The sequence below is a fragment of the Devosia sp. A16 genome (assembly GCF_001402915.1).
GTDB lineage: Bacteria > Pseudomonadota > Alphaproteobacteria > Rhizobiales > Devosiaceae > Devosia_A.
On the sequence record NZ_CP012945.1, the window covers coordinates 1,740,323 to 1,765,547 of the forward strand.

Sequence of the window (25,225 nt, forward strand, 5' to 3'; positions counted from 1 at the left end):
GATGAGCGAAACCGACGCCATTCCCGAGTTCAAGAAATCCGCCGGCGGCGACAGCGAAGTCGGCCTCACCAACATGTCCGCCCTTACCTCCGGGCCCGGCATCAAGTCGATAGGCGAGGTGCTGGCGATCGTCCTGGTCGCCGTGGTGATCATCGGCGGCACCGAGCTGCTGCTGAACCTGTTCGCCGTGCCGCAATATGTGCTGCCCAAGCCGAGCGAGATCGCCCTGGCGCTCATCACCGAGTTCCCGCTCATCGCGCCGCATCTCGGTCACACGCTGGTCGAGCTGTTCGCCGGCTTCGGCATCGGCGCGGTGGTGGGCCTGATCCTCGCGGCGGTGATCACCCAGTTCCCGTTCGCCGAAAAGATCATCACGCCCTACATCCTCCTGCTGGTGACGACGCCGATGCTGGCGCTGGTGCCGCTGCTGATCCTCCGTTTCGGCTTCGGCTACGAGCCGCGCATCATCGCCGTGGCGCTTGCGGCCGGCCCGATGGTGATGATCAACGCCGCCACCGGCTTCCGCCGGGTCGATCGCGGCAAGATCGCGCTGGCCCGCTCCTATGGCGCCTCGACGCTGCAGATCTTCTGGAAGGTGCGGGCGCCTATGGCGCTGCCGATGATCTTCGTCGGCCTGATGGTCGGCTCGATCTTCGGGCTCCTGACCGCGGTCGGCGCCGAGATGGTCGGCGGCGGCTTCGGGCTGGGCAACCGGCTCACCTCCTACTCGTCGATGATCCAGATGCCGCAGTTCTTCGCGGTGGTGCTGATCCTCTCGATCCTCGGCATCCTGATCTACGTGCTCTTCTTCCTGCTCGGGAAAAAATACGCCAGCTGGGAGGCCTGACGAACACCCCCGCTGCCGGAGGAAATGGCAGCGGGAACATGGGGCTGATCGACAGCCCAGCAGCAGATGGGACGATGGGGCCGAGGGAGGCCCGGAACGTCACCATCGAATTGGGAGTGAGGACGGCGCACCAAACAGCCGCCCCCTCCAAGGGACTACGGGACGATCCATCAACAGGGGTATGATTGAATGACCAAGTTCTCCTCGGGCGGCATGAGCCGCCGCACTTTCCTCACGGTTTCCGCTGCCGGCGTGGTGACCGCCTCGGCGCTCGGCGGCATCGGCCGCGCCAGCGCCGCGCCCTATCCGAAATTCACCTGGATCTCGCCGCGCGGCACGCTCGAAGTGCTCGACGACTATCCGTACTGGATCGGCAAGAAGATGGGCTACTTCGACGGGCTCGAAGTCGCGACCGACATGCAGCCCGGCCCGTCGGACGGCACCGCCACGGTGAAGTTCGTCGATGTCGGCCAGGCCGATATGGGTTTCCCGTCGCCGGGCGTGTTCTCGTTCGCGCTCGAAAACGGCATGAAGCTGAAATCGGCCTTCCACATGGGCGCGCTCGATACCTTCAGCCTCGCCTTCCGCAAGGGCACCGGCACCAATGACCTGAAGACGCTCGAAGGCAAGACCATCCTCCTCGGATCGGCCGCCTGGCAGTCGATCGTCGATCCGATGCTCGCTGTCCAGGGCGTCGACATCACCAAGGTGAAGTATGTCGAAGCCGGCTGGCCGACCTGGGGCACTGCACTGGCCGCCGGCCAGGGCGATGCGGCCCTGAGCTGGGAAGGCCTGCGCGCCGAGTGGATCGGCAACGGGCTGGAGTTCGAGTACTGGCTCGGCGTGCAGAAATCGCCGCTCTTCGCCAACACCTTCGTGGTTCGCGCCGCCGACCTCGACGACCCGGACAAGAAGGCCTTCCTCGACAAGTACCTCAAGGGCTGGGCCATGGGTCTCGAGTTCGCCTACCACAACCCGCGCGCCGCGGTTGAGGCGGTGTTCGAGCAGTTCCCCACTCTCGCCTCCAATATCGGGCCGGAGCTGGGCACCACCTCGATCCTGCAGCAGATCAACGTGTTCCGCGGCGACATGTCCAAGCGCAAGGGCTGGGGCGACCACGACATGGTCGCCTGGCAGACCTTCTTCGACAAGATCTATGAGCTCAAGCAGATCACCAAACCGGTGAAGGCCGAGGACGTCTGCACCAACGACTGCATCGCCGCCGCGAACGACTTCGACCACGACAAGGTCAAGGCCGACGCCGAGGCCTATGCATTGAGCGATGCGTTCAAGGCGATCGACGTCGAGAACGTCAAGGCGCACCTGTTCGACCAGGCCGTGCCGGCCTGATGATCTGTGGTCGCGGTGGCACATCGCCGCGACCGCCCCATCCTTGGTGTCATCCCCGCGCAAGCGGGGATCCATCTCTCCGCTCGCACGGGGGCGAAATGGGTCTCGGCTTTCGCCGGGATGACACCGGTGGGTGGGATCAACGGTGGCGAACAACGCCGCCGACACTGCGACTGATTCACGGCCGACACGGCTGAACATACATGAGCGGATGGGGAGGGCCGGATGGCCAATACGGTAAAAGTTCTGGTCGTCGGGCTCGGCAATATGGGCGCCTCGCATGCGAGCGCCTATCATCGCAACCCGGGCTTCGAGATCGTCGGGCTGATGAGCCGCTCGATCAAATCCAAACCCGTTCCTGAGGAGCTCAAGGGCTATCCGCTGTTCGAGGACTATGACGAGGCGCTGCGGGTGACCAGGCCCGATGCGGTATCGATCAACTCCTGGCCCAACACTCACGCCGAATACGCCATCAAGGCGATCAACGCCGGCGCCCATGTGTTCATGGAAAAGCCGCTCGCCACCAACATCGCCGATGCCGAACAAGTGGTGAAACTGGCCAAGGCCAAGAACCGGAAGCTGGTGCTCGGCTATATCCTGCGCGTCCACCCCAGCTGGGTGAAATTCACCGAGCTGGCGCAGACGCTGGGGAAGCCCTTGGTGATGCGGCTCAACCTCAACCAGCAGTCGGGCGGCCCGACCTATGACTGGCACAAGAACCTGATCGACTCGCTGATCCCGATCGTCGATTGCGGCGTCCATTATGTCGACGTGATGTGCCAGATGACCAAGGCCAGGCCGGTGCGCGTGCACGGCATCGGCGCCAAGCTCTGGGCGGAAGCCGACAAGCAGAATTATGGTCACCTGCATGTCGAGTTCGATGACGGTTCGGTCGGCTGGTACGAAGCCGGCTGGGGCCCGATGATGAGCGAGGTCGCCTATTTCGTGAAGGACGTGGTCGGCCCCAAGGGCGCCGTCTCCATCGTCCCCAACCCCAAGGCGCACAAGGAGGGCGTGTCGGACTCCTCCAATATCGATCAGCATACCAAGACCGACGCCATCCAGTACCACCACGCCGAGGTGCAGCCGGGGGACAAGAGCTTCGCCAAGAAGGACGAGATCTTCGTCATGACGGACGAACCCAACCACCAGGAGCTCTGCGACCGCGAACAGGCGTTCTTTTTGAAAGCCATCCAGGAAGATCTCGATCTCACCGAGTCGATGGATGCGGCGGTGAACAGCCTTCGCATCGTGCTTGCCGCCGAGCAGTCGATCAACGAGAAGCGCGTCGTCGAACTGGCCTGAGACCGACCCGATCAGCGGGACGTAACCGGCGGGCGCCTGCCCGCCGCTGTTTCCCCATACCCCAAGCGGAGACCATCGATGACTTCACCGGCAGCCGGACAGGGCTTCGATATCGTGCTCAGGGGCGGTCGCGTCCTCGACGAGCGCAACGGCGTCGACGGGGTGCTCGACGTCGCGATAAAGGCCGGCAGGATTGCCGCGGTCGGCAAGGACCTGCCGACAGCGGGAGCCAGGCTGGAGGATGTCAGCGGCAGCATCGTCGCGCCGGGGCTGATCGACATCCACACCCATGTCTACCACAAGGCAACTTCGCTCAGCGTCGATCCCGGCTTCATCGCCCGCCGCTCCGCCTGTACCACGCTGGTCGACGCCGGCAGCGCCGGTGCCGGCAACTACGACGGGTTCCGCGACTATGTGATGATCCACTCGCCCTACCGGATCTTCGCCTTCCTCAACATCTCGTTCCCCGGCATTTTCGGCTTCGACAAGGGCGTCTCGATCGGCGAAGCGACGCTGCGCTCGATGCTGCCGGTGGATAAGTGCGTCCAGAAGGTCGAGGCCAACCGCGACCGCATCATCGGCGTGAAGGTGCGCATCGGGGGCCCGGTGACGGGCGAACTGGGCCTCGGCGCGCTCGAGATGGCGCTCGAAGCCGCCAATGCGCTGAACCTGCCGTTGATGACCCATATCGGCACCGCGCCGCCGAGCTATGCCGATGTGGTCGATATGCTGCGACCGGGCGACATCCTCACCCATTGCTACCGCCCCGACCCCAACTCGGCCATCGGGGCCGACGGCAAGGTCATCGACGCAGTGCTCAAGGCGCGCGAACGCGGCGTGCTGTTCGACATCGCCCACGGCATGGGGGCCTTCGGCTATGACAGCGCCGAGGCGGCGCTGAAGGATGGCTTCAAGCCCGACGTGATCTCGTCGGACGTCCACGTCATTGCCGTCGAGGGCCCGGGCTACGACCTGCTGCACACCATGAGCAAGCTGCTGAACTGCGGCCTGTCGCTGCCCGAAGTGATCGGCATGTCGGCCAACCGTCCGGCGCTGGCCATCCAGAAGCCCGAGCTCGGCCATCTCGGTGTCGGCGCCGTCGCCGACATCACGGTGCTGAAGCAATATGACAGCAATTACGTGTTCGAGGACGTGGTCGGCAAACGCCGCCAGGGGTCATCGCTATTGCAACCGGTCGCCGTGTATCTGGGCGGGAAGTCGATGGAAGTCAGCCGACGACCGTTCGAGGAGAGTTTCCTCATCGGCGGCCATCATGGGCATGAGCACTAGCGGAGTAACGCTCAGTCAGACACGCAGTGGCCTTGTGGCACGGGCGGCTCAAAGTGCGTCCCCTCGCCCCTCTGGGGAGAGGGTTAGGGTGAGGGGCGCCAAGCGCATCGCATGAACAGCATTGCTCCCTCTCCGTGCTGAGGGAAGAAGGGGTTTCTTGGCGCATCGAACGCTTGGCGCCCCTCACCCCGGCCCTCTCCCCAGAGGGGCGAGGGGGAGATAGGGGCACGGCCAGCGTCGTCAGCAAGCAAACACCGTCCCCTCGACCTGCTTCGCCTGGTCTCCATCGATCGACCAGCGGACGAACAGCCTGTCGCTGCAAGCGAACAGCTTGGTCCGCTGCCGGCTGGCGGACAGCCTGCTATCGTCCACGGTGAACTTCGCCGCCTGCAATTGACTCACCAGCGTTGAGACTGGCGTGCCATCGGGGAAAGCAACGCGGACCCGATCATTCCACTCCACCGCCATCTGGTCGGGATCGTTGGGCAAGCCAGCTACGATGGCGCTTTCACTGGGTGCCATGAGGAACCCAGTGAGCATGCCCAAACCCACCGCCACCACAGGTATCAGGATGCCGTAGCGCCGCTTTGGGGTCACCACAGCTACCCGATCCGCGCCACATTCCCCGTCCGCGCCGACTCCTCGGCCGCCAGCGTCGCCTCTAACGCCCCCGCAGCATCTTCCGGCACGCCGATCGTCGGCGTCGTGCCGCTCAGGGCACAGCCGGCGAAATAGCTGAACTCCTCGCGCAGCGCGCCGCCGCGCACTCCGTCGAACATCGGCCAGTAGGTGATGTCGGGCGAGTGCAGCTTGTTGGCGTCGACGATGCCGAGCGGCGGGAAGGTGTCCTGCACGTGGATGATGCCCTCGGTGCCGATGATCGACATGCGCTCGTCGATGTCGAACGGCGTCTGCGTCGGCATGCACCACACCGTTTCGAGCGTTGCGGTGGCGCCGCCGGCGAAGCGGAACATGGTCTGGCCGATATCGGGATGCTTCAGCCCGCGCACGTCGACCGTCTGCGCATAGGCCGAGACGATCCTGTCGCCGGTCAGCCACAGCATGATGTCGGTGTCGTGGATGGCGTCGCCGACGATCGGGCCGATCTTGTTGAGAATGGTCGGGGTCCAGGCGGCCGGGATGTTGCGGCGCGACGACAGCGCCACCACCTTGCCGATGCGACCCTCGGCGATCGCCTGCTTGGCCATGCGATAACGCGGGTTGAAGCGCACGATATGGCCGATGAAGAGGATGCCCCTGGCGCCCTTCGAGGCGGCGATGATCTTGTTGGCGTCCTCGACCGTCGAAGCGATCGGCTTTTCGAGGAACACGTGCTTGCCGGCCTCGAGCGCGGCGATCGCCGGCTCGGTATGCTGGTCCCACATGGTGCAGATGGAGACCGCGTCGATCTCCGGATCGGCGAGCATCTCGTGATAGTCGCGATAGAGCTTCTTTACGCCAAACTTGTTGCCCAGTTCCTTGAGCCGATCCTCGGTGCGGGTGCAGAGCGCCGCCAGTTCCAGGTTGGGCACCCCCACGATGGTTTCGGCGTGAATTTCGCCGAACCAGCCGAGCCCGATAATCCCGATGCGCAACTTGTCCAAGACGTCCCCCTCAAGAATGGATTTCAGGCCAATGCCTGTCAGAAATCTTCGAGCGTCAGCTCGCGCGCCATCACGATGTTGCCCGAAGTGAGACCGCAATCGACCGGGATTGCCGCACCGGTGACGGCGCTGGCGGCATCGGAGGCGAGGAAGGCGATCACCCGCGCCACCTCGTAGGGCTCGACGATGCGGCCGAGCGGATACCAGCGCTCGAGCGTCTTCAACACGTTCGGATCCTTGGCCTTGCGCTCGTCCCAGACCGGAGTGCGCACCGTGCCGGGCAGGACGATATTGGTGCGGATACCGTAGCGGCCATATTCCTGCGCCAGCGAGCGGGTGAGCGAGATCATCGCCGCCTTGGCCGCGCTGTAGGCGGGGTCACCCAAAGCCGAGAGACCGTTGACCGAGCCGACATTGACGATATTGCCCGAGCGGCGCGCCACCATCTGCGGCAGTACCGCATGGGCGCAGGCATAGGCGCCGCCGACATTGGCCGCCATGTCCTCTTCCCAGCCGGCGGGGTCGGTCTTTTCGAAGGTGGCGTGGCGGGTGATGCCGGCATTGTTGACGAGGATATGCACCTCGCCGAACCCCTTGAACGCCGCGGCCACCGATGCGGCATCGGCGACGTCGGCCACCGCCGGCTTCACCGTGATGCCGTCCTTGCCGAGCGTCTCGGCCAGCGCATGCACCCCGTCATGGCGATCGAGCGCCGCTATGGTCGCGCCCTCTTCGCCGAAGAAGCGGCAGAGCCACTGGCCGATCCCGCCCGCTGCCCCGGTGATGGCGATGGTCTTGCCGGTGAATGCGCCGGTCATGTTTGCTCCTTCAGTGCTTCAGAATTCCGCGGCCGGGCACTCACTCACCCATCCCACCGGATGTCATCCCAGCGAAAGCTGGGACCCAACGCGCCACGGCGCAGGTGGATGGATGGGTCCCAGCTTTCGCTGGGATGACACCGAGTGTGGGGCCCGACCCGGTGCTCATCGCCACCCTCAATTCCCGAACCACCCGTCCTTGAGGTAGCGCATGTATTCGAACACCATGCCGTGCTTCTTGACGAACACCACTTCGAGGAAATCGCCGACGATGAACGGCGGGATCAGGATCTCGACGCCAGGCGCGGCGAGATGCGGCGCCAGGTCGTCGACGCGATAGGCGACATGCGGATTGTCGCGCACTTCCGCCGGCACCGTGCTGTCCCGCTCGTAACGCAGGAACTCGATATGCTCGGGGTGCTGGCGCGGGTTGGTAACCCAGATGCGGCTCGCCTCGACCCAGTCCTCCCTGGGCTGGGGCACCGTCGTGGTGATCCCCACATGGTCGAACTCGAACACCGCCATTGCACCGCTCCCCCAAGCGTTCTCTCCGATCCTGAAATCATGTTACAGAACTCCTGTCGCCGCAACCGGATTCTGCCCCGCTCGCCGAAAGTCTGAAACCGCACGGTCGTCTGGCTGCCGTCATGAACACAACTACCGGCCCAAGCCCGTGCCGTACTGTGGAGCAATCGACAGTCGATCTGGTCAGGTTCGCCCCGTTGTTGTAATTGAATTTCACAACTGGAGCGATCGACATGGCGAGGCGCGATACCGCACGGACGGCAACCGAAGAGCCCGCCATCGACATTGTCTCGCGCATCCAGCGGGCCGAGCCCGAGCTGTCCCCCGCGGAGCGGCGGGTGGCGGCGGCAGTGCAGCTCGATTTCGAAGCAGCGACCCGGCTGACCATCGCCGACCTCGCCGCCAGGGCCGGCGTCAGCCAGCCGACGGTCACCCGTTTCTGCCGCTCGGTCGGCTGTGCCTCGTTCAGCGATTTCAAGATCAGCCTCGCCAGCACCATGACGGTAGCGGCGGTCTATCTGCGCTCCGACCGGGTGTTCTCCGACGACATCGGCCAGCTCGCCCAATCGGTGATGCTGCGCGCCGCCAACGCGGTGCAGGCCTGCCTCGAGCAGCTCGACACCGCCGCGGTCGGCCGCGCCATCGACGCCATCGCCGCCGGGCGCCGGCTCGATCTCTACGGCCAGGGCGGCGGTTCGGCCGCGATGGTGGAGGATGCCAAGTTGCGGCTGTTCCGGCTCGGCATCCCCGTCGCCGCCTATACCGACGGGCACCAGCAGCGCATGTCGGCCTCGACCCTGCAGCCGGACGACGTCGCCTTCGCCATCTCCAACAGCGGGCAATCCAAACCCGTGGTCGAGGCGATCCAGATCGCCGCCTCGTTCGGCGCCACCACCATCGCGCTGACCCGCCCCGATACGCCGCTGGCCAGGGCCGCCGGCATCGTCATCCCCATCGTCATTGCCGAAGACGACAACGTCTTGATGCCGACCACCTCGCGCTATGCCCATATGGGGGTGATCGACACCATTGCCACTGGAGTGGCTCAGCAGCTCGGGGCGCGCGGCCGCGAGGCGTTGCGCCGGGTGCGCTACACCCTTACCGCAATCGGCGTCGCCATCCCGACCCCGTCGACCGATCCGACCAAGCTGATGCAGACGCTGAAGCCGCACGAGTAGCGGCTCAGCGGCGTTGCCGCTAGCAGACGCTGAAGCCGCACGAGTAGCGGGCCCACGGCGTTGCCGCTATGGTGCGCCCGCACCACATGTGAGGCCTGATGTTCCTCTCGGTTTTCGACGTCTTCAAGATCGGCATCGGGCCGTCGAGTTCGCATACCATGGGGCCGATGACGGCCGCCAACCGGTTCCTCGACGAACTCCGCACCGGCGATTGGCCACGCCCGCGCCACGCCGTGGTGACGGCGCTGAAGGCGAGCCTGCATGGCTCCCTCGCCTTTACCGGCGTCGGCCACGGCACCGGCCGCGCCGTGCTGCTGGGGCTCTCGGGATTTGCCCCCGACACCATCGATCCCGACCGGATCGATGCGATCGTCGCCGCCGTCGAAGCCGAGGGCATGGTGCATCCCAAAGGGCACCCGGCCTATCGTTTCCGCCCGGCGCTCGACCTCATCTACGACAAGAAGGAGCGGCTGCCGGGCCACACCAATGGCCTGCAGTTCTATGCCTATGACGCCGACGGCACGCTGCTGCTGCGCCGTGTCTACTATTCGATCGGCGGCGGCTTCGTCGTGAGCGAGGCGGAGCTGGCGCGCGGCGAGGTGAGGGCTGACGCGGCCGATGTTCCTTACCCCTTTCGCGACGCTGCTCAGATGTTGGCGATGGCTCGCGAATCCGGCCTCTCCATCGCCCAGATGAAGCGCGCCAACGAGGAGGCGCGGATCGGGCGCCGCGCTCTCGAACAGGGGCTCGACCGGCTGTGGGCGGCGATGGATGGCTGCATCGAGCGCGGCCTCAGGACCGACGGCATCATGCCCGGCGGGCTCAACGTCAGCCGCCGCGCCAAGGCCATCCACCAGCAGTTGCAGACGGCCTGGCAGCGCAACGAGCTCGGCCCGCTTGCCGGCAATGACTGGCTGAGCGTCTTCGCCATGGCGGTGAACGAGGAAAACGCCGCCGGCAGCCGCGTGGTGACGGCGCCCACCAATGGCGCCGCCGGCGTCATTCCCGCCGTGCTCAAGTACCACCAGCAGTTCGAGGCAGGCGCCTCGCGCGCCAGCATCCACGACATGCTGCTGACCGCCGCCGCGATCGGCGGCATCATCAAGCACAATGCCTCGATCTCCGGCGCCGAAGTCGGCTGCCAGGGCGAAGTCGGCTCGGCCTCGGCCATGGCCGCGGCCTCCCTTTGCGCTGCCCTGGGCGGCACCCCGGCGCAGGTCGAGAACGCTGCTGAAATCGCGCTGGAGCATCACCTGGGGATGACCTGCGATCCGGTCGCCGGACTGGTGCAGATCCCTTGCATCGAGCGCAACGCCTTTGGCGCGGTAAAGGCGGTGACCGCCGCCTCGCTGGCGATGAAGGGCGACGGCACGCACAAGGTATCGCTCGACGTCTGCGTCGAGACCATGCGCCAGACCGGCGCCGACATGAGCGAGCGCTACAAGGAAACCAGCCAGGGCGGCCTCGCCGTCAACGTCCCGGCCTGCTGATGCCAAGCGATGCCTACCAGCTGTTCCACGAGGCGATGGCGACGAAAAAGCAGATCGTCTGCACCTATAACGGTCTCCGTCGAGAGGTCTGCCCGGTGATCCTCGGACATAGCCGCAACGGTGAGGAGAAGGCGCTGACCTATCAGTTCGGCGGCGACACCAGCAGCGTGCTGCCGGCAGGTGGCGAGTGGCGCTGCCTCACGCTCAGCAAGGTCGGCGAAATCGAGTTGCGCGATGGCCCATGGCGCACCGGCGGCAGCCATTCGGCCTCGCAGTCCTGCGTCGATGTGGTCGATTTCGACGTCAATCCCCGGAGCCCCTACTCCCCGAAGCATCGACTTTAGGGCATCAATGGCGCCCGAGTTGGAGCCCGCGCCGTGACCGATCGCCCGAACATCCTGCTGATCTGCGCCGACCAGTGGCGCGGCGACTGCATCTCGGCCCTCGGGCACAAGAACGCCAGGACGCCCAACCTCGACGCGCTGATGGCCGACGCGGTGACCTTCACCCGGCATTTCGGCCAGTGCACCCCGTGCGGGCCGTCACGCACCAGCCTGCTCACCGGGCAATACCTGATGAATCACCGCTCCGGGCGGAACGGCACGCCGCTCGATCGGCGTCACACCAACATCGCACTCGAGGCACGCAAGGCCGGCTACGACCCGGCCCTGTTCGGCTACACCGACACCACGCCCGATCCGCGTGGACTCCATCCGAACGATCCGGCGCTCACCGCTTATGACGAGGGGGTGATTCCGGGCTTTTCCACCCCGCTGCACCTGCCGGAAGACATGGACCAGTGGGTGTCTGACCTGATCGCCAAGGGCTACGACCTACCCGGCGGCCGCGCCGATGTGTTTCGCCCGCGCCAGGGTTTCGATAAGCCCGCGGATCGCGGCTTCCGCTACATTCCAACCGTCTTCACGGCCGAGGAAAGCGAGACGGCCTTCCTCACCGACGAGTTCCTGAAGTGGCTGCTGGTGCGGCGCGACAAGCCGTGGTTCGCGCATTTCGTGTTCTACCGCCCGCACCCGCCGCTGATCGCGCCCGAGCCCTACAATTGCCTGGTGCACCCCGCCGACGTGGAGTTCCCGGTCCGCGCCGCCTCGCCGGCGGTCGAAGGGGAGCAACACCCTTTGCTCGATTACGCCATCGGCACGCTCCGCCAGCCCAGCACCTATGACGAGCACAATCCTCAGGACCTGGTCGCCGCCGACGAGCTCGAGATCCGCCAGATGCGGGCCACCTATTACGGCCTTATCGCCGAGGTGGATGCGCAGCTCGGGCGCATCGTCCGACATCTGAAGCACACCGGCCAGTACGACCGCACGCTGATCGTCGTCACCTCCGACCACGGCGAGGTGCTGGGCGAGCACTATGTCTGGGGCAAGGAAATCTACTTCGACGCGGCCTTCCACCTGCCGCTGGTGATCCGCGACCCGCGGCCCGAGGCTGATGCCGCCCGTGGCCGACGCGTCACCGCATTCACCCAGGCGATCGACGTGATGCCCACCGTGCTCGACTGGCTTGGGCTCGATATTCCGCGCAGCTGCGATGGCACGCCGCTGACCCCGTTCCTGCGCGGCGAGACCCCGCCCGACTGGCGCAACGCCGTATATTTCGAGCACGATTTCCGCGACGTGCGCACCCAGAGGCCGGAAACGGCGCTCGGCATCAGCTCCGACCAATGCGCCTATGCGGTGATCCGCGACGACAAGTTCAAGTACGTGCATTTCGCCGCCCTGCCGCCGCTGCTGTTCGACATCGCCAACGACCCGCACGAACAGGTGAACCTCGCGGAAGACCCGGCCTACACCGAAGTGGCGCTCGACTATGCCCGCAGGATGCTGGACTGGCGGCTGAGTTCGGGCGAGCGCGAGCTGACGAATATGTCGGTGGGTGCGGGCGGCTTGTTCGTGCGGAAGTAGGCAGGCGGACGAGGCCACCCCGATCGCAGCGAGCGCCCCCTCTCCCTTTGGGGGAGAGGGTTGGGGTGAGGGGGCCTTGCGGCGAGCGCCGAGAGTGCAGAAAGGCCCCCTCACCCGGCCCTACGGGCCGACCTCTCCCCCAAGGGAGAGGTGATCCGAGTTCCGCCTCAGGCGGCGCAGCTGCCCGCCGCCATCTCCGCCCCCATCAGCAACTCCGGCGCAAACTCACCCCCGGCGAGGAACGCTTCGAGCCGCGCCACCTGCGGTGCCGGATCCAGCCCCTGTGCTGCCAGCCAGGCCGGATTGTAATAGCTCTCCGCGTAGCGCTCACCGCTGTCGCAGATCAGCGAGACGATCGAACCGGATCGACCTTGGTCGCGCATCCGGCTCGCCGCCCAGCACACCCCGACGAAGTTGCTGCCCGTGGAGGCGCCGACGCGGCGGCCGAGCAGCCGCGACAGCGCCTGCATGCCGGCGAGCGACGCCGCATCGGGCACCCGGATCATCTCGTCGATCACCTCGCCGATGAACGAGGCCTCCATGCGCGGCCGCCCGATCCCTTCGATGCGCGAACCGCGCGGCGCGGTGGCGGTGAGATCGGCGCGGCGCCACCCGTCATAGAAGGCGGAGAACTCGACATCGGGGACGCACAACTGGGTATCGAGGCAGCGATAACGGATGTAGCGGCCGATAGTAGCCGAGGTACCGCCGGTGCCGGCGCCCATCACGATCCATTCAGGCACCGGGTGCCGCTCCTGCTCCATCTGCCGAAAGATCGACTCGGCGATGTTGTTGTTGCCGCGCCAGTCGGTGGCGCGTTCGGCGAAGGTGAACTGGTCGAGATAGTAACCGCCGCACCGCGCCGCGAGCTCGGCGGCAGAGGCATAGATGGCGCCGGGCTGGTCGACGAAATGGCAGCGCCCGCCGTGTGCGACGATCGCCTCGACCTTGCTGGTGCTGGTGGTACGCGGCAGCACGGCGCAAAAATCCAGCCCGAGCAGCCGCGCATAGTAGGCCTCGCTGACCGCGGTCGAACCGGACGAGGCCTCGACCAGCGTCATGCCTTCCGAGATCCGGCCGCTGCAGATGCCGTAGAGAAACAGCGAGCGCGCCAGCCGGTGCTTCAGGCTGCCCGTCGGATGCGAGGACTCGTCCTTGAGATAGATGTCGATACCGGTAAACCCGGGCAGCTTCAGCGCGATCAGATGCGTATCCGCCGAGCGTCGCCCCTCGGCCTCGAGCAGCGCAATGGCCCGGCTGCGCCAGGCTCGGTCCGGTCCACAGTTCGACATGATGGCCTCTTGCTACACATGGCCATAATCATAGCATGTGTTTCCGCAGTTTTGCAACTTAGCGCGAACTTGTTCTATAGGATGATGATTCGTTAGTACTTTGTACCAAACGACGACCCGGTCCGGCACAACCATGTTCCGTATCGCGAAACCGGCGGTGATTGACCCCCACGCACCGGCCTACCAAGGTTGCCGGCAACCCTTTCATCCGGAACGCCATCGCCATGCGCCTGTTCATCGCCACCCTGGGGACCGAAACCAACACCTTCGCCTCGTTCCCGACCGGCATCGACGACTTCAAGGAGTGTTTCTGGGCCGATCGCAATGTCGAGACCTTCGCGCCCTCGCCCTGGTCAGCCCCGCCGCAGATCTGGCGCGAGCGCGGCCTCGAACGCGGTTGGGAGGTGATCCAGAGCCTGTTCGCCTTCGCCAACCCCGCCGGCCCGACCATCAAGGCCGATTACGAAGCGATGCGCGACCGCATCCTCGACGATCTTCGCGCCGCCGGCCCGGTGGATGCGGTGCTCTATTACCTGCATGGCGCGATGATCGCCGATGGCTATGACGACTGCGAAGGCGACCTGGTCAGGCGCACCCGCGAGCTGGTGGGCACGAAAACCCGTATCGGCATCGAACTCGACCTGCACGGCCATGTCGACAACACCATCGTCGACAATGCCGACCTGATCGTCATCTACAAGACCTACCCGCATATCGACCACGCCGAACGCGCCGAGGATCTGTTCGCCCTGATGGAGCGGACGTTGAAGGGCGAGATCGAGCCCAGGATGGCGCTGTTCGACTGCAAGACCATGGGGCTGTTCCCCACTACCATGGACGGCCCGATGATCGCCTTCACCCAGTCGCTCTACGACGGGGAAGGCAAGGACGGCGTGCTGTCGCTGTCGCTCAACCACGGCTTCCCCTGGGCCGACGTGCCGCTCGCCGGCGCCAAGATGCTGGCCGTCGCCGACCGCGATCAGGCCATCGCCGACCGGGCCGCGAAACAGTATGGCGAAGCCTTCTACCGCATCCGCGCTCAGGCGACGCTGCCCTTCACCCCGTTCCGGGAAGCGATCGAGCAGGCGAAACTCAAGGGCGACAAGCCGCTGTTGATCGCCGATACCTCCGACCAGATCGGCAGCGGCGCGCCGGGCGACACCACCTATGTGCTGAAGGCCTTCATCGACGCCGGCATCCGCAATGCCGTGGTCGCCCCGCTCTGGGACCCCTCGGCGGTGAAGATCTGCTTCCAGGTCGGCGTCGGCGCCAAACTGAAACTCCGTATCGGCGGCAAGTTCGAGCCGCATTCCGGCCCGCCGCTCGATGCCGAGGCCGAGGTGCTGTTCCTGAAGCGCAACGCCCACCAGGACCACCTGCCGGGCGAGCGCATCGACATCGGCGACGTCGCGGTGGTGCGGGTGGAAGGCATCGAAGTGCTGCTGACGACGCTGCGCACCAACCTCTACAGCCTGAGCCTGTTCTCGCTGCACGGCATCAGCTTCGACGACAAGCAGGTCGTCTCGATCAAGAACCTCTACAAGCACAAGGATCTGTTCACGACCAACACCCGGGCGCAACTGTTCGTCGCGACGCCTGGGACCAGCAATCCGAACTGGTCCGAGCTGCCGTTCAAGCGCCTGACCCGCCCGATCTGGCCGCTGGACGCAGATCCGCTCGGGCTGGATTGAACGGCCCCCTGCTCGGTGGCAGTTGTACCGGGAGCATGAGGCTGTGGCCTTCTCCCCTTGTGGGAGAAGGTGGCCGACAGGCCGGATGAGGGGTCGCGAAACGAAGTGTAGCGCGATCCGAGCGTAAGCGAGGAGCGATCCAGTACGCGGGTAGAACCCCTCATCCGCCCTTCGGGCACCTTCTCCCACAAGGGGAGAAGGCACTCACACAAGCATTAGCGCGCTACGCAGATGCCGCCCGCTCCCGCACAAAATGCGCAGCCGTCGTACAGAGCAGCGCCCAGGCGCCGCCCAGCGACCAGCCGGCCAGCACGTCGGTGGGATAGTGCACCCCGAGATAGATCCGGCTCACCCCGACCAGCACGGTAAGCGTGATCGCCACGCCGATATAGAACAGCTTCAGCCGCCGCTCGGGCGAGGATTCCGCCAGCATCGCCCCGATGGCCAAAAACACCACTGCAGAAATCGTGGCGTGGCCGCTCGGGAAACTCGCGGTGAACACCTCGGCGACTCCGGTGAGTTCCGGGCGCGGCCGGTCGAACAGCATCTTCAGCACCGTGCTGAGGATGGTGCCGCCCAGCACCGCGAACGCCATGAACCAGCCGGTGCGCTGCTTGCCTGCGAGAAGCAGGTAGGCGAACACCACGATCGTCACGATGCCTAGCACCGAGAAGCTGCCAAGCCCGGTGATGTCGCGAACCGCTTCGTTGAACCATACTGGTCCGATCGGCTGGGCCGGATTGCCCGGGACGCGCAGCGACATCAGCACCGCATTGTCGAAGTCGAGCGTATCGCCATCGGTCACCGCATCGGCAATGAGGCCGAAGCCGCCGAGCAGCGCCGCCGCGGCAAGCGCCCCCACATAGACGGAGCGAGGGGTGCTGGGCATGTCGGCGATCCTCCGCAAGACTATGGAAATCCTATAGCAAACGGCCCGGTTGCCAATCGAATCCCTATGGGACGCGGCAGTAGCATGGGCTTCCCATTTTCGACGAGGCTCGATATGCCCGCGCTGCCGACCGGCGACAAGCCCCCACTCTCCGCACGCGACCGCGACTGGCGCAACGGTCTGCTGCTGATCATCGCGATTACCGGCCTGCCGGTGCTTGTGGCGGCGGTGGTCGCCGCGCTGGTGGGGTGAGCGGTCTCTCTGACAGCTGTGCGGTACTCGAGCGGATCCACTGCAATCACCTCCAGCTCGGTGAGCGTGGAAATGACGTGCCCAAGACCGACGAATCCGCGCGCCCCCTACTCCCCCGTCATCGCCGCATACATCTCGTCGGCCGTCCGCGCCCGCCTGAGCTTGTCCGTCACCCCGGGCGCCCGCAATTGCCGCGATACCACCGACAGGGCCTTCAGATGCGAGGCGCGGTCGGCCGGCGACAGCAGCAGGAAGACGAGGTCCACCGGTTGGTCGTCGACCGCGTCGAACTCCACCGGCCTTGACGTGCGGGCCAGCAGCGCGAACGGGGCGTCGAGCCCGGCGGGAGCGCTGTGCGGGATGGCGATGCCCTGGCCGATGCCGGTCGAGCCGAGCGTCTCGCGGTGGCTGAGCCCGCCGAACACCACCACCTCGCTCAGCCCGGTGGCCTCGGCGGCGCGGCGCGACAGCAGTTGCAGCAACTGCTGCTTGTTGGAGGCCTCGACGTCGACCAGCACGTTCCGAGGGCGAAGCAGTTCGGCGATGTTCATCTGGTCACTCTAGTTCTGGCCATTCGGGGTCGGCTCGATCGGATCGGCCTCGGCGAGCCGATAGCCCACGCCGGTTTCGGTGGTGATGTAACGCGGCTGGTCGGGCGTCTGTTCGATCTTCTGGCGCAGCTGCCGCACATAGACGCGCAGATACTGCACGTCGGTGGTGCCGTCCCACACCTGCTCCAGCAGGTAGTGGTGCGTCAGCACCTTGCCGGCGTGCTGCACCAGGAGGCGCAGGATGTCGTACTCCTTGGGCGAGAGCTTTACCTCCTTGCCGTCGACCTTGACGATGCGCTTGACCAGGTCGACCGACAGCCCGCCGCTGACGAAGACCGGACGCTCGCCCTGCTGCTGCAGCCGGTGCCGGAGCGCCACCCGGATGCGGGCGGCCAGCTCGTTCATGCCGAACGGCTTGGTCACATAATCGTCGGCGCCCAGCTCCAGCGCCTTGACGATGCCGGCTTCGTCGGTGCGGCTCGACAACACCACCACCGGCAGGCCGAGCCCCTCGTCGCGCCAGCGGGCGAGCAGATCGTGGCCAGAGACATCGGGCAGGCCGAGATCGAGCAGGACCAGATCCGGCCGCTCGGCTTGCAGCGCCTCCAGCGCAGACCTGGCATTGCCGGCCTCGGTGATGGCATAGCCCTGCGCCCCCAGCCCCATGCGCAGCAGCTTGCGGATCGGCGGCTCGTCGTCGACGACGAGGATTCTGACGTCCGAACCGGTCATTTCAGTTCATCCATGTTCGCTGCCTGTTTCGGGATCGGCATCCTGATGGTGAAGATGGCGCCGCTGCGGTCCTGCCGGTTCTGCGCGGTGATCGTACCACCCATCGCCTCGACGAAGCCGCGGCAGATCGACAGCCCCAACCCGGTCCCGGCCCGCACCTGGTCGCCTTTGCGCACTCGATAGAAACTGTCGAACACCCGCTCGAGGTCTTCGGTCGGGATGCCGGGCCCCTCGTCGATCACCTGCAGCACCACGGACGCGCCGTCGGTCCAGCCCCTGAGGGCGATGGTGGTGCCCTCCGGCGCATATTTCGAGGCATTGTCGACGAGGTTGAACAGCACTTGCTCGAACAGCACCGGATCGAGGTTCAGCATCGGCAGGTCGGACGGAATATCCACCGCCACCGTGTGCCCGGCAGTGATCTTGCGGGTGCGCTGCAGGGCCGTGCCGACAATGTCGCCGACGAAATTCAGCCCGGCATTCGGTGCCATCGCCCCGGATTCGATCCGCGTCATGTCGAGGAGGTTGGCAATGAAGCGGTTGAGCCGCTCGGATTCGTCCATCACCGTGCCGAGCAGTTCCGTCTCGTCGGACTTCGCGAGCCCTTCGGGCGGGTCGCGCAGCATCTCGGCAGCGCCGAGGATAGCGGCGAGCGGGGTCTTCAGGTCGTGCGAGATCGAGGTCAGGAGCGCCGAGCGCAGCCGGTCCGCCTCGGCCGCGAGCTTGGCCCGCTCGACGTCCTCGACCAGCTGGATGCGCTCGATGGCGACCGCCGCCTGGTCGGTGAGGGCATCGAGCAGCCGCCGCTGCTCGGGGGTGAGCAGCGGCCCCGGCTTGTCGTTGTCGAGCCCGACCACGCCTACCGGGGTCCGCCCGGTCCTCAGCGGCAGATAGAGGCGCCTGGCCCCCGGCAGCGTGTCGGCGCCACGGCCGGCGGCCCGGTCGTGCTCCCAGGCCCAGCGCGCGGCCGCGACATCGGCCTCGTCCAGTGTATCCTCCGGCGGATAACCGGCCTTCACCGCGATGCTGCCGTTTTCGGGCAACAGCAGCACCACCCGCAGCTTCAGCATCGAAGCGATCTGATAGGCGGTGGCCCACAGCACGTCGTCGAGCGTGCCGGTGCCGGCGAGTTTCTTCGAGAACAGGTAGAGGTCTTCGGTGGTGCGCGCCCGCTGCCGCGCCGCCGCGGCCTGCCGCTGCACCCGCGAGGTGAGGTTCGAGGCGATGAACGCCACGCCGAGGAAGAACCCGAGCGCGATGACGCTTTCCGGATCGCTGATGTTGAGGGTGTAGAGCGGCTTCAAGAAGAAGAAGTTGAGCGCAAAGGCGCTGAGCAGCGAGGCGAACAGCGCCGCCCCGAGCCCGAAGCTGAGCGCCGCCGCCAGCACCGCCATCAGGAACACCAGCGCGATATTGGTGACGTCGAGCACCCGGTCGAGCAGTAGCCCGGCGCCGAGCGCCACAGCGACATAGCCGGTGCTCCACAGGTAGGGAACGAGCTCGAAACGCGGCGGCGCGACATGCGTCAGCCCCGCCCCGGGCCGCACGCCCTGCTCCGCCGTTCCGGCGATGACATGCACGCTGATATCGCCGGCATGGCGGATCAGCTCGTGCGACACCGAGCCCTGCAGCCACTCGCGCCATTGCGGTTTCTGCGGCTTGCCTATGACGATGTGGGTGACGTTATTGGCGGCGGCATAGCGGACGATCTCGGTCGCAACATGCTGACCGGGTAGCACCACCGCCTCGCCGCCCAGCTGCTCGGCGAGGCGCAGGCTTGCGGCCAGCTGGTCCTTGCCGGCATCCGACACGCCCGCCGTGCGCGCCGTCTCGACGTTGAGCGCCACGAACGGGCCGCGCAAGCGGTCGGCCAGCCGTCGCGCGTAACGTACCAGCGACGGCCCGCGGGCGTGCTCGTCGACGCAGACCAGCACCCGCTCGCCTGCCGCCCAGGGCCCGGCAATGGCATGGCTCTGCATGTGACTGAGCAACTGCTCGTCGACCCGCTGCGCCGTGCGCCTGAGCGCCAGTTCGCGCAAAGCCGTCAGGTTGCCCGGCGAAAAGTAGTTCTCGACCGCCCGCCGCGCCGTGGTCGGCACGTACACCTTGCCGTCGTGCAGCCGTTTCAGGAGGTCGTCGGGCGTGATGTCGATCACCTCGATATCGTCGGCCCGATCGATGATCGAATCCGGCACCGTCTCGCGCACCCTGATCCGGGTGATCTGCGCCACCACGTCGTTGAGGCTCTCGACATGCTGCACGTTGACGGTGCTGTAAACGTCGATGCCGTGCGACAGCAGTTCCTCGACATCGAGATACCGCTTGGGATGGCGGCTGCCGGCTGCATTGGTATGGGCCAGCTCATCCACCAGCACCAGCTGCGGCCGCCGCGCCAGGATGGCGTCGAGATCCATCTCCTCGAGCGGGCGCCCCTTGTAGTCGACCACCACCCGAGGAATCACCTCGAACCCGGAAACCAGCGCCTCGGTCTCCTTGCGGCCATGCGTTTCGACCACGCCGATCACCACGTCGACGCCTTCGGCGAGCTTGGCTCGCCCCGCCATCAGCATCTCGTAGGTCTTGCCGACCCCGGGCGCCGCGCCGAGAAATATCTTCAGCCGACCGCGGTTTTCGCGTTCGGCTTCAGCGAGCAGCGCATCGGGAGAAGGTCTGGCATCGTTCATCGACTGGTCCCGCGGGAACGACAGGGCGCGGGATGTGACCCGCGCCCCACCTATATCGTGTCAGGATGTGCTGGCGCCATCGAGCGCCAGGTTGAGTTTCAGGACGTTCACCACCGGCTCGCCCATGAAGCCGAGCAGCGGCGCCTCGACATGTTGGCGCACCAGCTCGGTGACCATCGCTTCATCGAGGCCGCGCGCCTTGGCGACCCGCGGCACCTGAAAATATGCCGCTTCCGGGGTGATGTGCGGGTCGAGCCCGCTGCCCGAGGTGGTGACCAGGTCCATCGGCACCGGCGCGTTGGGGTTCTCGGCCTTCAACGCCTCGGCTTCGCCCTTGATCCGCTCGATGAGCGCCGGATTGGTCGGCCCGAGGTTGGAACCCGAGGACGCAGCCGCATTGTAGCCGTCGCCGGCAGCCGACGGGCGGCCATGGAAATAGCGTGGCTCATTGAACTGCTGGCCGATCAGTTCCGAGCCGATCACCTGGCCATCCTTTTCGATCAGGCTGCCATGCGCCTGCTTCGGAAACAGCGCCTGCGCCAGCCCGGTCATCGCCACCGGATAGAGCAGCCCGGTGATCAGCGTCAGCGCGATGATCATGATCAGTGCGGGTCTCAGTTGCTTCAGCATTTCGAATGTCCTTACGCGAGGCCGACGGCGGTGATCGCCATATCGATGGCCTTGATGCCGATGAACGGCACGAGGATGCCGCCCAGCCCGTAGACGAGGAGGTTGCGGCTCAGCAGGGCTCCGGCGCCGACCGCCCGGTACTTGACGCCGCGCAGGCTGAGCGGGATCAGCGCCACGATGATCAGCGCGTTGAAGATGATGGCCGAGAGGATGGCGCTTTCCGGCGTTGCCAGCCCCATGATGTTGAGTGCGCCGAGCTGCGGGTAGAACGCCAGGAACATCGCCGGGATGATGGCGAAATATTTGGCGATGTCGTTGGCGATCGAGAACGTCGTCAACGCCCCCCGGGTCATCAGCAACTGCTTGCCGATCTCGACGATCTCGATGAGCTTGGTCGGATCGCTGTCGAGGTCGACCATGTTGCCGGCTTCGCGCGCCACCACGGTGCCGGTGTTCATGGCGACGCCGACATCGGCCTGCGCCAGCGCCGGCGCGTCGTTGGTGCCGTCGCCGCACATCGCGACGAGCTTGCCCTTGGCCTGCTCCTCGCGGATCAGGCTCAGCTTGTTCTCGGGCGTCGCCTGGGCGAGGAAATCGTCGACCCCGGCCTCCGCCGCGATGGCGGCCGCAGTCATCGGGTTGTCGCCCGTGATCATCACCGTGCGGATCCCCATGCGGCGGAGTTCGGCGAAGCGCTCGCGGATGCCGCCCTTGACGATATCCTTGAGCTGCACGATGCCGAGCAGCTTGCCGTCTCGCACCACCCCCAGGGGCGTGGCGCCGGATTTGGCGATCTCGTCGGCAATACCGCGAAGCTCGCGCACCGTCTCGGACGACGTCGAATGGCCCAGCGTCGCCAGCACCGCATCGACCGCACCCTTGCGGATCGAGGAGCCGTCGACATCGACGCCCGACATCCGGGTCTGCGCCGTGAACGGCACGAAGCTCGCATTGAGGCCCTGCATGTCGCGGCCGCGAATGCCGTATTTCTCCTTGGCCAGCACCACGATCGAACGCCCTTCCGGCGTCTCGTCGGCAAGCGAGGCCAGTTGCGCCGCATCGGCAAGCTCGGCCTCCGTGACGCCGGCGACCGGGCGGAACGCCGTCGCCTGCCGGTTGCCCAGCGTGATCGTGCCGGTCTTGTCGAGCAGCAGCGTATCGACGTCGCCCGCCGCTTCGACCGCCCGGCCCGACATCGCCAGCACGTTGAAGCGCACCAGCCGGTCCATGCCGGCAATGCCGATGGCCGAGAGCAATGCCCCGATGGTGGTGGGGATCAGGGTCACGAACAGCGCCACCAGGACAACCATCGGCACATTGCCGCCGGCATAGGCGGCAAAGCCAGGGATGGTGGCCACGGCCAGCACGAAGATCAGCGTCATGCCGGCGAGCAGGATATTGAGCGCGATCTCGTTGGGCGTCTTCTGCCGCGAAGCGCCCTCGACCAGCGAGATCATGCGGTCGAGAAAGGTCGAGCCGGGCGCGGCGGTGATCCGCACCCGGATCCAGTCGCTCAGCACCTGGGTGCCGCCGGTGACCGCCGAGCGGTCGCCGCCGGACTCGCGGATGACCGGGGCGGACTCGCCGGTGATCGCCGCTTCGTTGACCGAGGCGACCCCTTCGATCACCTCGCCGTCCGACGGGATGATCTCGCCGGCTTCCACCACCACGATATCGCCGACCTTGAGGCTGGTGCCGGGCACCATCTCGTAGCTGCTGTTATCGGGCGCCATCAGCCTGGCCATGGTCTCGGTGCGCGCCCGCCGCAGCGAGTCCGCCTGCGCCTTGCCGCGTCCCTCGGCCACCGCCTCGGCGAAATTGGCGAACAGCACGGTGAACCACAGCCACAGGTTCACCTGGAAGGCGAAGCCGAGATTGCCGGTGCCGGTCACCAGGTCCTTGACGAACAGCACCGTGGTGAGGCTCGAGACCACCGCGACGACGAACATCACCGGGTTACGGATCAGGCTCCTGGGCGAGAGTTTTTTGAACGCCGCGCCGATCGCCGGCACGAGGATGCGAGTGTCGAACAGGCTCGCCGATTTCAACTGGCTCATCAGAGCCTCCAGCAGGTTGGGAGAGGCGCGGCGGGCTCACATGAGCGCCGCGCCTGGTACGTGAGGGGGCGCATCAGAAGGTCTGTCCCTGGAGCATGGCGAGGTGCTCGACGATCGGCCCGAGCGCCAAAGCCGGGATGAAGGTCAGCCCGCCGACGACGAGGATGACGCCGAGCAGCAGCCCGATGAACAGCGCGCCGTGGGTGGGGAGCGTGCCGGCCGAAGCCGGCACGGTTTTCTTCGCGACCAGCGAGCCGGCGAGCGCCAGCGCCGGGATGATCACCAGGAACCGGCCCATCAGCATGCCGATCCCGAGCGTGATGTTGTACCAGGGCGTGTTGGCCGAGAGGCCGCCGAAGGCCGAACCATTGTTCGCCGCCGCCGAGGTATAGGCGTAGAGCACCTCGGAAAAGCCGTGCGGCCCGGGGTTCCAGATCGACGACACGCCGAACGGCAGCACCACGGTGATGGCGGTGAAGCCGAGCATGGCGAGCGGCAGGCAGAGGACGGCGAGCATCGCCATCTTCACTTCCTTGGCCTCGATCTTCTTGCCCAGGTACTCGGGGGTGCGGCCGACCATCAGCCCGGCGACGAAGATCGCCATCACGATGAACAGCACGATGCCGTAAAAGCCGGCGCCGACGCCGCCGATGATGATTTCGCCGAGCATCATGTTGATCAGCGGGATCATGCCGCCCAGCGCCACGAAGCTGTCATGCATGGCGTTGACCGCGCCGCACGAGGCCGCCGTGGTGATCACCGCGAACAGCGCGGAGAGCGGCACCCCGAAGCGGACCTCCTTGCCCTCCATATTGCCGCCCTCGATGCCGAGCGCATGCACCAGGGGGTTGCCGGCTGCCTCGGCCCAGTAACAGACGAGGACGCCCACGAGGAACAGGATGCCCATGGTGATGAAGATCGCCCAGCCCTGCTTTTCGTTGCCGACCATGCGGCCGAACACATTGGTGAGCGCCGCGCCGATGGCGAAGATCGCCACCATCGAGATGAGGTTGGTGAGCGCCGTCGGGTTCTCGAACGGATGCGCGGCGTTGACGTTGAAGAAGCCGCCGCCATTGGTGCCCAGGTACTTGATCATCATCTGCGAGGCGACCGGCCCCTGCGCGATGGTCTGCTGCGCGCCTTCCAGCGTCGCGGCAGTGGTGTAAGCATCGAGGTTCTGCGGCACCCCCTGCCCGACCAGCGCGAGCGTGCCGATGACGCAGATCGGCAGCAGCACGTAGAAAGTCGCGCGGACGATATCGACCCAGAAATTGCCGAGCGTCGCCATCGACTTGCGCGAGAAGGCGCGGATCACCGCCATGGCGACGGCAATGCCGGTGGCGGCGGAAACGAAGTTCTGCACCGCGAGGCCGAGCATCTGCGTCAGGTAGCTCATGGTGCTCTCGCCGCCATAGCTCTGCCAGTTGGTGTTGGAGACGAAACTGGCGGCGGTGTTGAAGGCGATTTCCGGCCCGACTTCTGGCATGCCGGCCGGGTTCAACGGCAGCACCGCCTGGAACCGCTGCAGCAGATAGAGCACGATGAAGCCCGCAAGGTTGAAGAGCAACAGCGCCACCGCATAGGTGATCCAGTTCTGTTCCTCGTCCTCACGGGTGCCGGCGGCGCGGTAGAGTCCGCGCTCGATCGGGCGGAGCACCGGTTGCAGCCAGGTGCTCTCGCCGTTGAAGACGCGCGTCATGTAACCGCCGAGCGGTTTGACGAGCGCAATGATGATCCCGCAGAAGACGAGGATCTGTATCCAGCCGAGTATGGTCATGGGAGGAGCTTTCCGGTCCCGACTAGAAACGTTCGGGACGCACGAGGGCGAAAACCAGATAGGCGAGGAGGAACAGCGCCACTACGCCGCCAAGGATGAAATCGAAGAGCATCGCGGGGCCTCTCAGAGCTTTTCGCAGAGCGCGACGTAAGCGAGGGCCAGGGCGAAGAAGAGCGCGGTGATGGCGAGGACGGCGAAGTCCATAGGGAGCTCCTGAAGTGAAGGAACGCCGGCGCCGGAGAACGGCAGCAGGCCGAATGCCGGGTCAGATATGCGTCTGGTCCGCATAGGGTTTCGAGAACAGACGGAGGGGAAAGAAATAGGAATCCCATAAG

24 protein-coding genes are annotated in these 25,225 nt (G+C 66.0%); 10 read left to right on the plus strand and 14 right to left on the minus strand.

All coding sequences use genetic code 11. The features are described from left to right. The first annotated feature begins 1 nt into the window (after position 1). The 4 genes from APS40_RS08475 (at position 2) to APS40_RS08490 (ending at position 4,792) form a co-directional block, all read left to right on the plus strand. Positions 2-847, plus strand: coding sequence for an ABC transporter permease (locus APS40_RS08475; RefSeq protein ID WP_055046628.1), 846 nt, complete (start codon positions 2-4; stop codon positions 845-847). Positions 848-1,036: 189 nt separating this feature from the next. After that, positions 1,037-2,197, plus strand: coding sequence for an ABC transporter substrate-binding protein (locus APS40_RS08480; protein ID WP_055046629.1), 1,161 nt, complete (start codon positions 1,037-1,039; stop codon positions 2,195-2,197). A gap of 225 nt (positions 2,198-2,422) precedes the next feature. Further along, positions 2,423-3,502 (plus strand): Gfo/Idh/MocA family protein, encoded by a 1,080-nt coding sequence (locus tag APS40_RS08485; RefSeq protein ID WP_055046630.1) that lies wholly within the window; start codon positions 2,423-2,425, stop codon positions 3,500-3,502. Positions 3,503-3,580: 78 nt separating this feature from the next. Further along, positions 3,581-4,792, plus strand: coding sequence for an amidohydrolase/deacetylase family metallohydrolase (locus APS40_RS08490; RefSeq protein WP_055046631.1), 1,212 nt, complete (start codon positions 3,581-3,583; stop codon positions 4,790-4,792). 240 nt (positions 4,793-5,032) lie between these two features. Here APS40_RS08490 and APS40_RS08495 read toward each other — a convergent pair whose 3' ends face one another. The 4 genes from APS40_RS08495 to APS40_RS08510 all read right to left on the minus strand — a co-directional run bounded on the left by APS40_RS08495 (position 5,033) and on the right by APS40_RS08510 (position 7,739). Beyond that, positions 5,033-5,389 (minus strand): hypothetical protein, encoded by a 357-nt coding sequence (locus APS40_RS08495; protein WP_156342872.1) that lies wholly within the window; start codon positions 5,387-5,389, stop codon positions 5,033-5,035. Between the two features lie 5 nt (positions 5,390-5,394). Further along, positions 5,395-6,396 carry a Gfo/Idh/MocA family protein gene (locus APS40_RS08500; RefSeq protein ID WP_055046633.1) on the minus strand — a complete coding sequence of 334 codons (1,002 nt, stop codon included), beginning with the start codon at positions 6,394-6,396 and terminating at the stop codon, positions 5,395-5,397. A 38-nt stretch (positions 6,397-6,434) separates the two neighbouring features. Next, the gene (locus APS40_RS08505) at positions 6,435-7,214 is read right to left on the minus strand and encodes an SDR family oxidoreductase (protein ID WP_055046634.1); all 780 of its coding nucleotides are present in this window, start codon (positions 7,212-7,214) and stop codon (positions 6,435-6,437) included. A 177-nt stretch (positions 7,215-7,391) separates the two neighbouring features. After that, positions 7,392-7,739, minus strand: a complete 348-nt coding sequence (locus APS40_RS08510; protein WP_055046635.1) for a hypothetical protein — start codon at positions 7,737-7,739, stop codon at positions 7,392-7,394. Positions 7,740-7,972: 233 nt separating this feature from the next. Between APS40_RS08510 and APS40_RS08515 the strand changes: the two genes are divergently transcribed. From APS40_RS08515 to APS40_RS08530, 4 genes are all read left to right on the plus strand, one after another. Then, complete coding sequence (locus APS40_RS08515) at positions 7,973-8,917, plus strand: MurR/RpiR family transcriptional regulator (protein WP_055046636.1); 945 nt, start codon at positions 7,973-7,975, stop codon at positions 8,915-8,917. Between the two features lie 98 nt (positions 8,918-9,015). Continuing rightward, complete coding sequence (locus APS40_RS08520) at positions 9,016-10,407, plus strand: L-serine ammonia-lyase (protein WP_055046637.1); 1,392 nt, start codon at positions 9,016-9,018, stop codon at positions 10,405-10,407. Next, the gene (locus tag APS40_RS08525; RefSeq protein WP_055046638.1) at positions 10,407-10,751 is read left to right on the plus strand and encodes a hypothetical protein; all 345 of its coding nucleotides are present in this window, start codon (positions 10,407-10,409) and stop codon (positions 10,749-10,751) included. Before APS40_RS08520 ends, APS40_RS08525 begins: the two co-directional genes overlap by 1 nt. Before the next feature lie 33 nt (positions 10,752-10,784). Beyond that, entirely contained in the window at positions 10,785-12,335 is a 1,551-nt protein-coding gene (locus APS40_RS08530) for an alkaline phosphatase family protein (protein WP_055046639.1), read from the plus strand. Between the two features lie 167 nt (positions 12,336-12,502). Here the strand turns inward: APS40_RS08530 and APS40_RS08535 are convergent, their stop codons facing one another. Next, entirely contained in the window at positions 12,503-13,627 is a 1,125-nt protein-coding gene (locus APS40_RS08535) for a PLP-dependent cysteine synthase family protein (RefSeq protein WP_055046640.1), read from the minus strand. Positions 13,628-13,851: 224 nt separating this feature from the next. Between APS40_RS08535 and APS40_RS08540 the strand changes: the two genes are divergently transcribed. Then, positions 13,852-15,318 carry a M81 family metallopeptidase gene (locus tag APS40_RS08540; RefSeq protein ID WP_156342873.1) on the plus strand — a complete coding sequence of 489 codons (1,467 nt, stop codon included), beginning with the start codon at positions 13,852-13,854 and terminating at the stop codon, positions 15,316-15,318. A gap of 223 nt (positions 15,319-15,541) precedes the next feature. Here the strand turns inward: APS40_RS08540 and APS40_RS08545 are convergent, their stop codons facing one another. After that, positions 15,542-16,207 (minus strand): phosphatase PAP2 family protein, encoded by a 666-nt coding sequence (locus tag APS40_RS08545; RefSeq protein ID WP_055046642.1) that lies wholly within the window; start codon positions 16,205-16,207, stop codon positions 15,542-15,544. A gap of 84 nt (positions 16,208-16,291) precedes the next feature. Between APS40_RS08545 and APS40_RS24825 the strand changes: the two genes are divergently transcribed. Further along, entirely contained in the window at positions 16,292-16,459 is a 168-nt protein-coding gene (locus APS40_RS24825) for a hypothetical protein (protein ID WP_156342874.1), read from the plus strand. A gap of 107 nt (positions 16,460-16,566) precedes the next feature. On the opposite strand, the gene APS40_RS08550 is transcribed toward APS40_RS24825, so the two are convergent. From APS40_RS08550 to APS40_RS24830, 8 genes are all read right to left on the minus strand, one after another. After that, positions 16,567-17,010 (minus strand): PTS sugar transporter subunit IIA, encoded by a 444-nt coding sequence (locus tag APS40_RS08550; RefSeq protein ID WP_055046643.1) that lies wholly within the window; start codon positions 17,008-17,010, stop codon positions 16,567-16,569. A gap of 9 nt (positions 17,011-17,019) precedes the next feature. Beyond that, positions 17,020-17,742, minus strand: a complete 723-nt coding sequence (locus APS40_RS08555) for a response regulator transcription factor (RefSeq protein ID WP_055046644.1) — start codon at positions 17,740-17,742, stop codon at positions 17,020-17,022. After that, on the minus strand, positions 17,739-20,426 hold the full coding sequence (locus APS40_RS08560; RefSeq protein WP_055046645.1) for a sensor histidine kinase: 2,688 nt from the start codon (positions 20,424-20,426) through the stop codon (positions 17,739-17,741). Before APS40_RS08560 ends, APS40_RS08555 begins: the two co-directional genes overlap by 4 nt. 60 nt (positions 20,427-20,486) lie before the next feature. Next, positions 20,487-21,056 (minus strand): potassium-transporting ATPase subunit KdpC, encoded by a 570-nt coding sequence (gene kdpC / locus APS40_RS08565; RefSeq protein ID WP_055046646.1) that lies wholly within the window; start codon positions 21,054-21,056, stop codon positions 20,487-20,489. A gap of 11 nt (positions 21,057-21,067) precedes the next feature. Beyond that, the gene (gene kdpB / locus APS40_RS08570; RefSeq protein WP_055046647.1) at positions 21,068-23,113 is read right to left on the minus strand and encodes a potassium-transporting ATPase subunit KdpB; all 2,046 of its coding nucleotides are present in this window, start codon (positions 23,111-23,113) and stop codon (positions 21,068-21,070) included. A 73-nt stretch (positions 23,114-23,186) separates the two neighbouring features. After that, positions 23,187-24,890, minus strand: coding sequence for a potassium-transporting ATPase subunit KdpA (gene kdpA / locus APS40_RS08575; RefSeq protein ID WP_055046648.1), 1,704 nt, complete (start codon positions 24,888-24,890; stop codon positions 23,187-23,189). A 22-nt stretch (positions 24,891-24,912) separates the two neighbouring features. Then, positions 24,913-25,002: a K(+)-transporting ATPase subunit F gene (gene kdpF / locus APS40_RS08580; RefSeq protein WP_055046649.1), complete on the minus strand. Its 90-nt coding sequence runs from the start codon at positions 25,000-25,002 to the stop codon at positions 24,913-24,915. Between the two features lie 11 nt (positions 25,003-25,013). After that, positions 25,014-25,178, minus strand: a complete 165-nt coding sequence (locus APS40_RS24830) for a hypothetical protein (protein WP_156342875.1) — start codon at positions 25,176-25,178, stop codon at positions 25,014-25,016. Positions 25,179-25,225 lie beyond the last annotated feature (47 nt).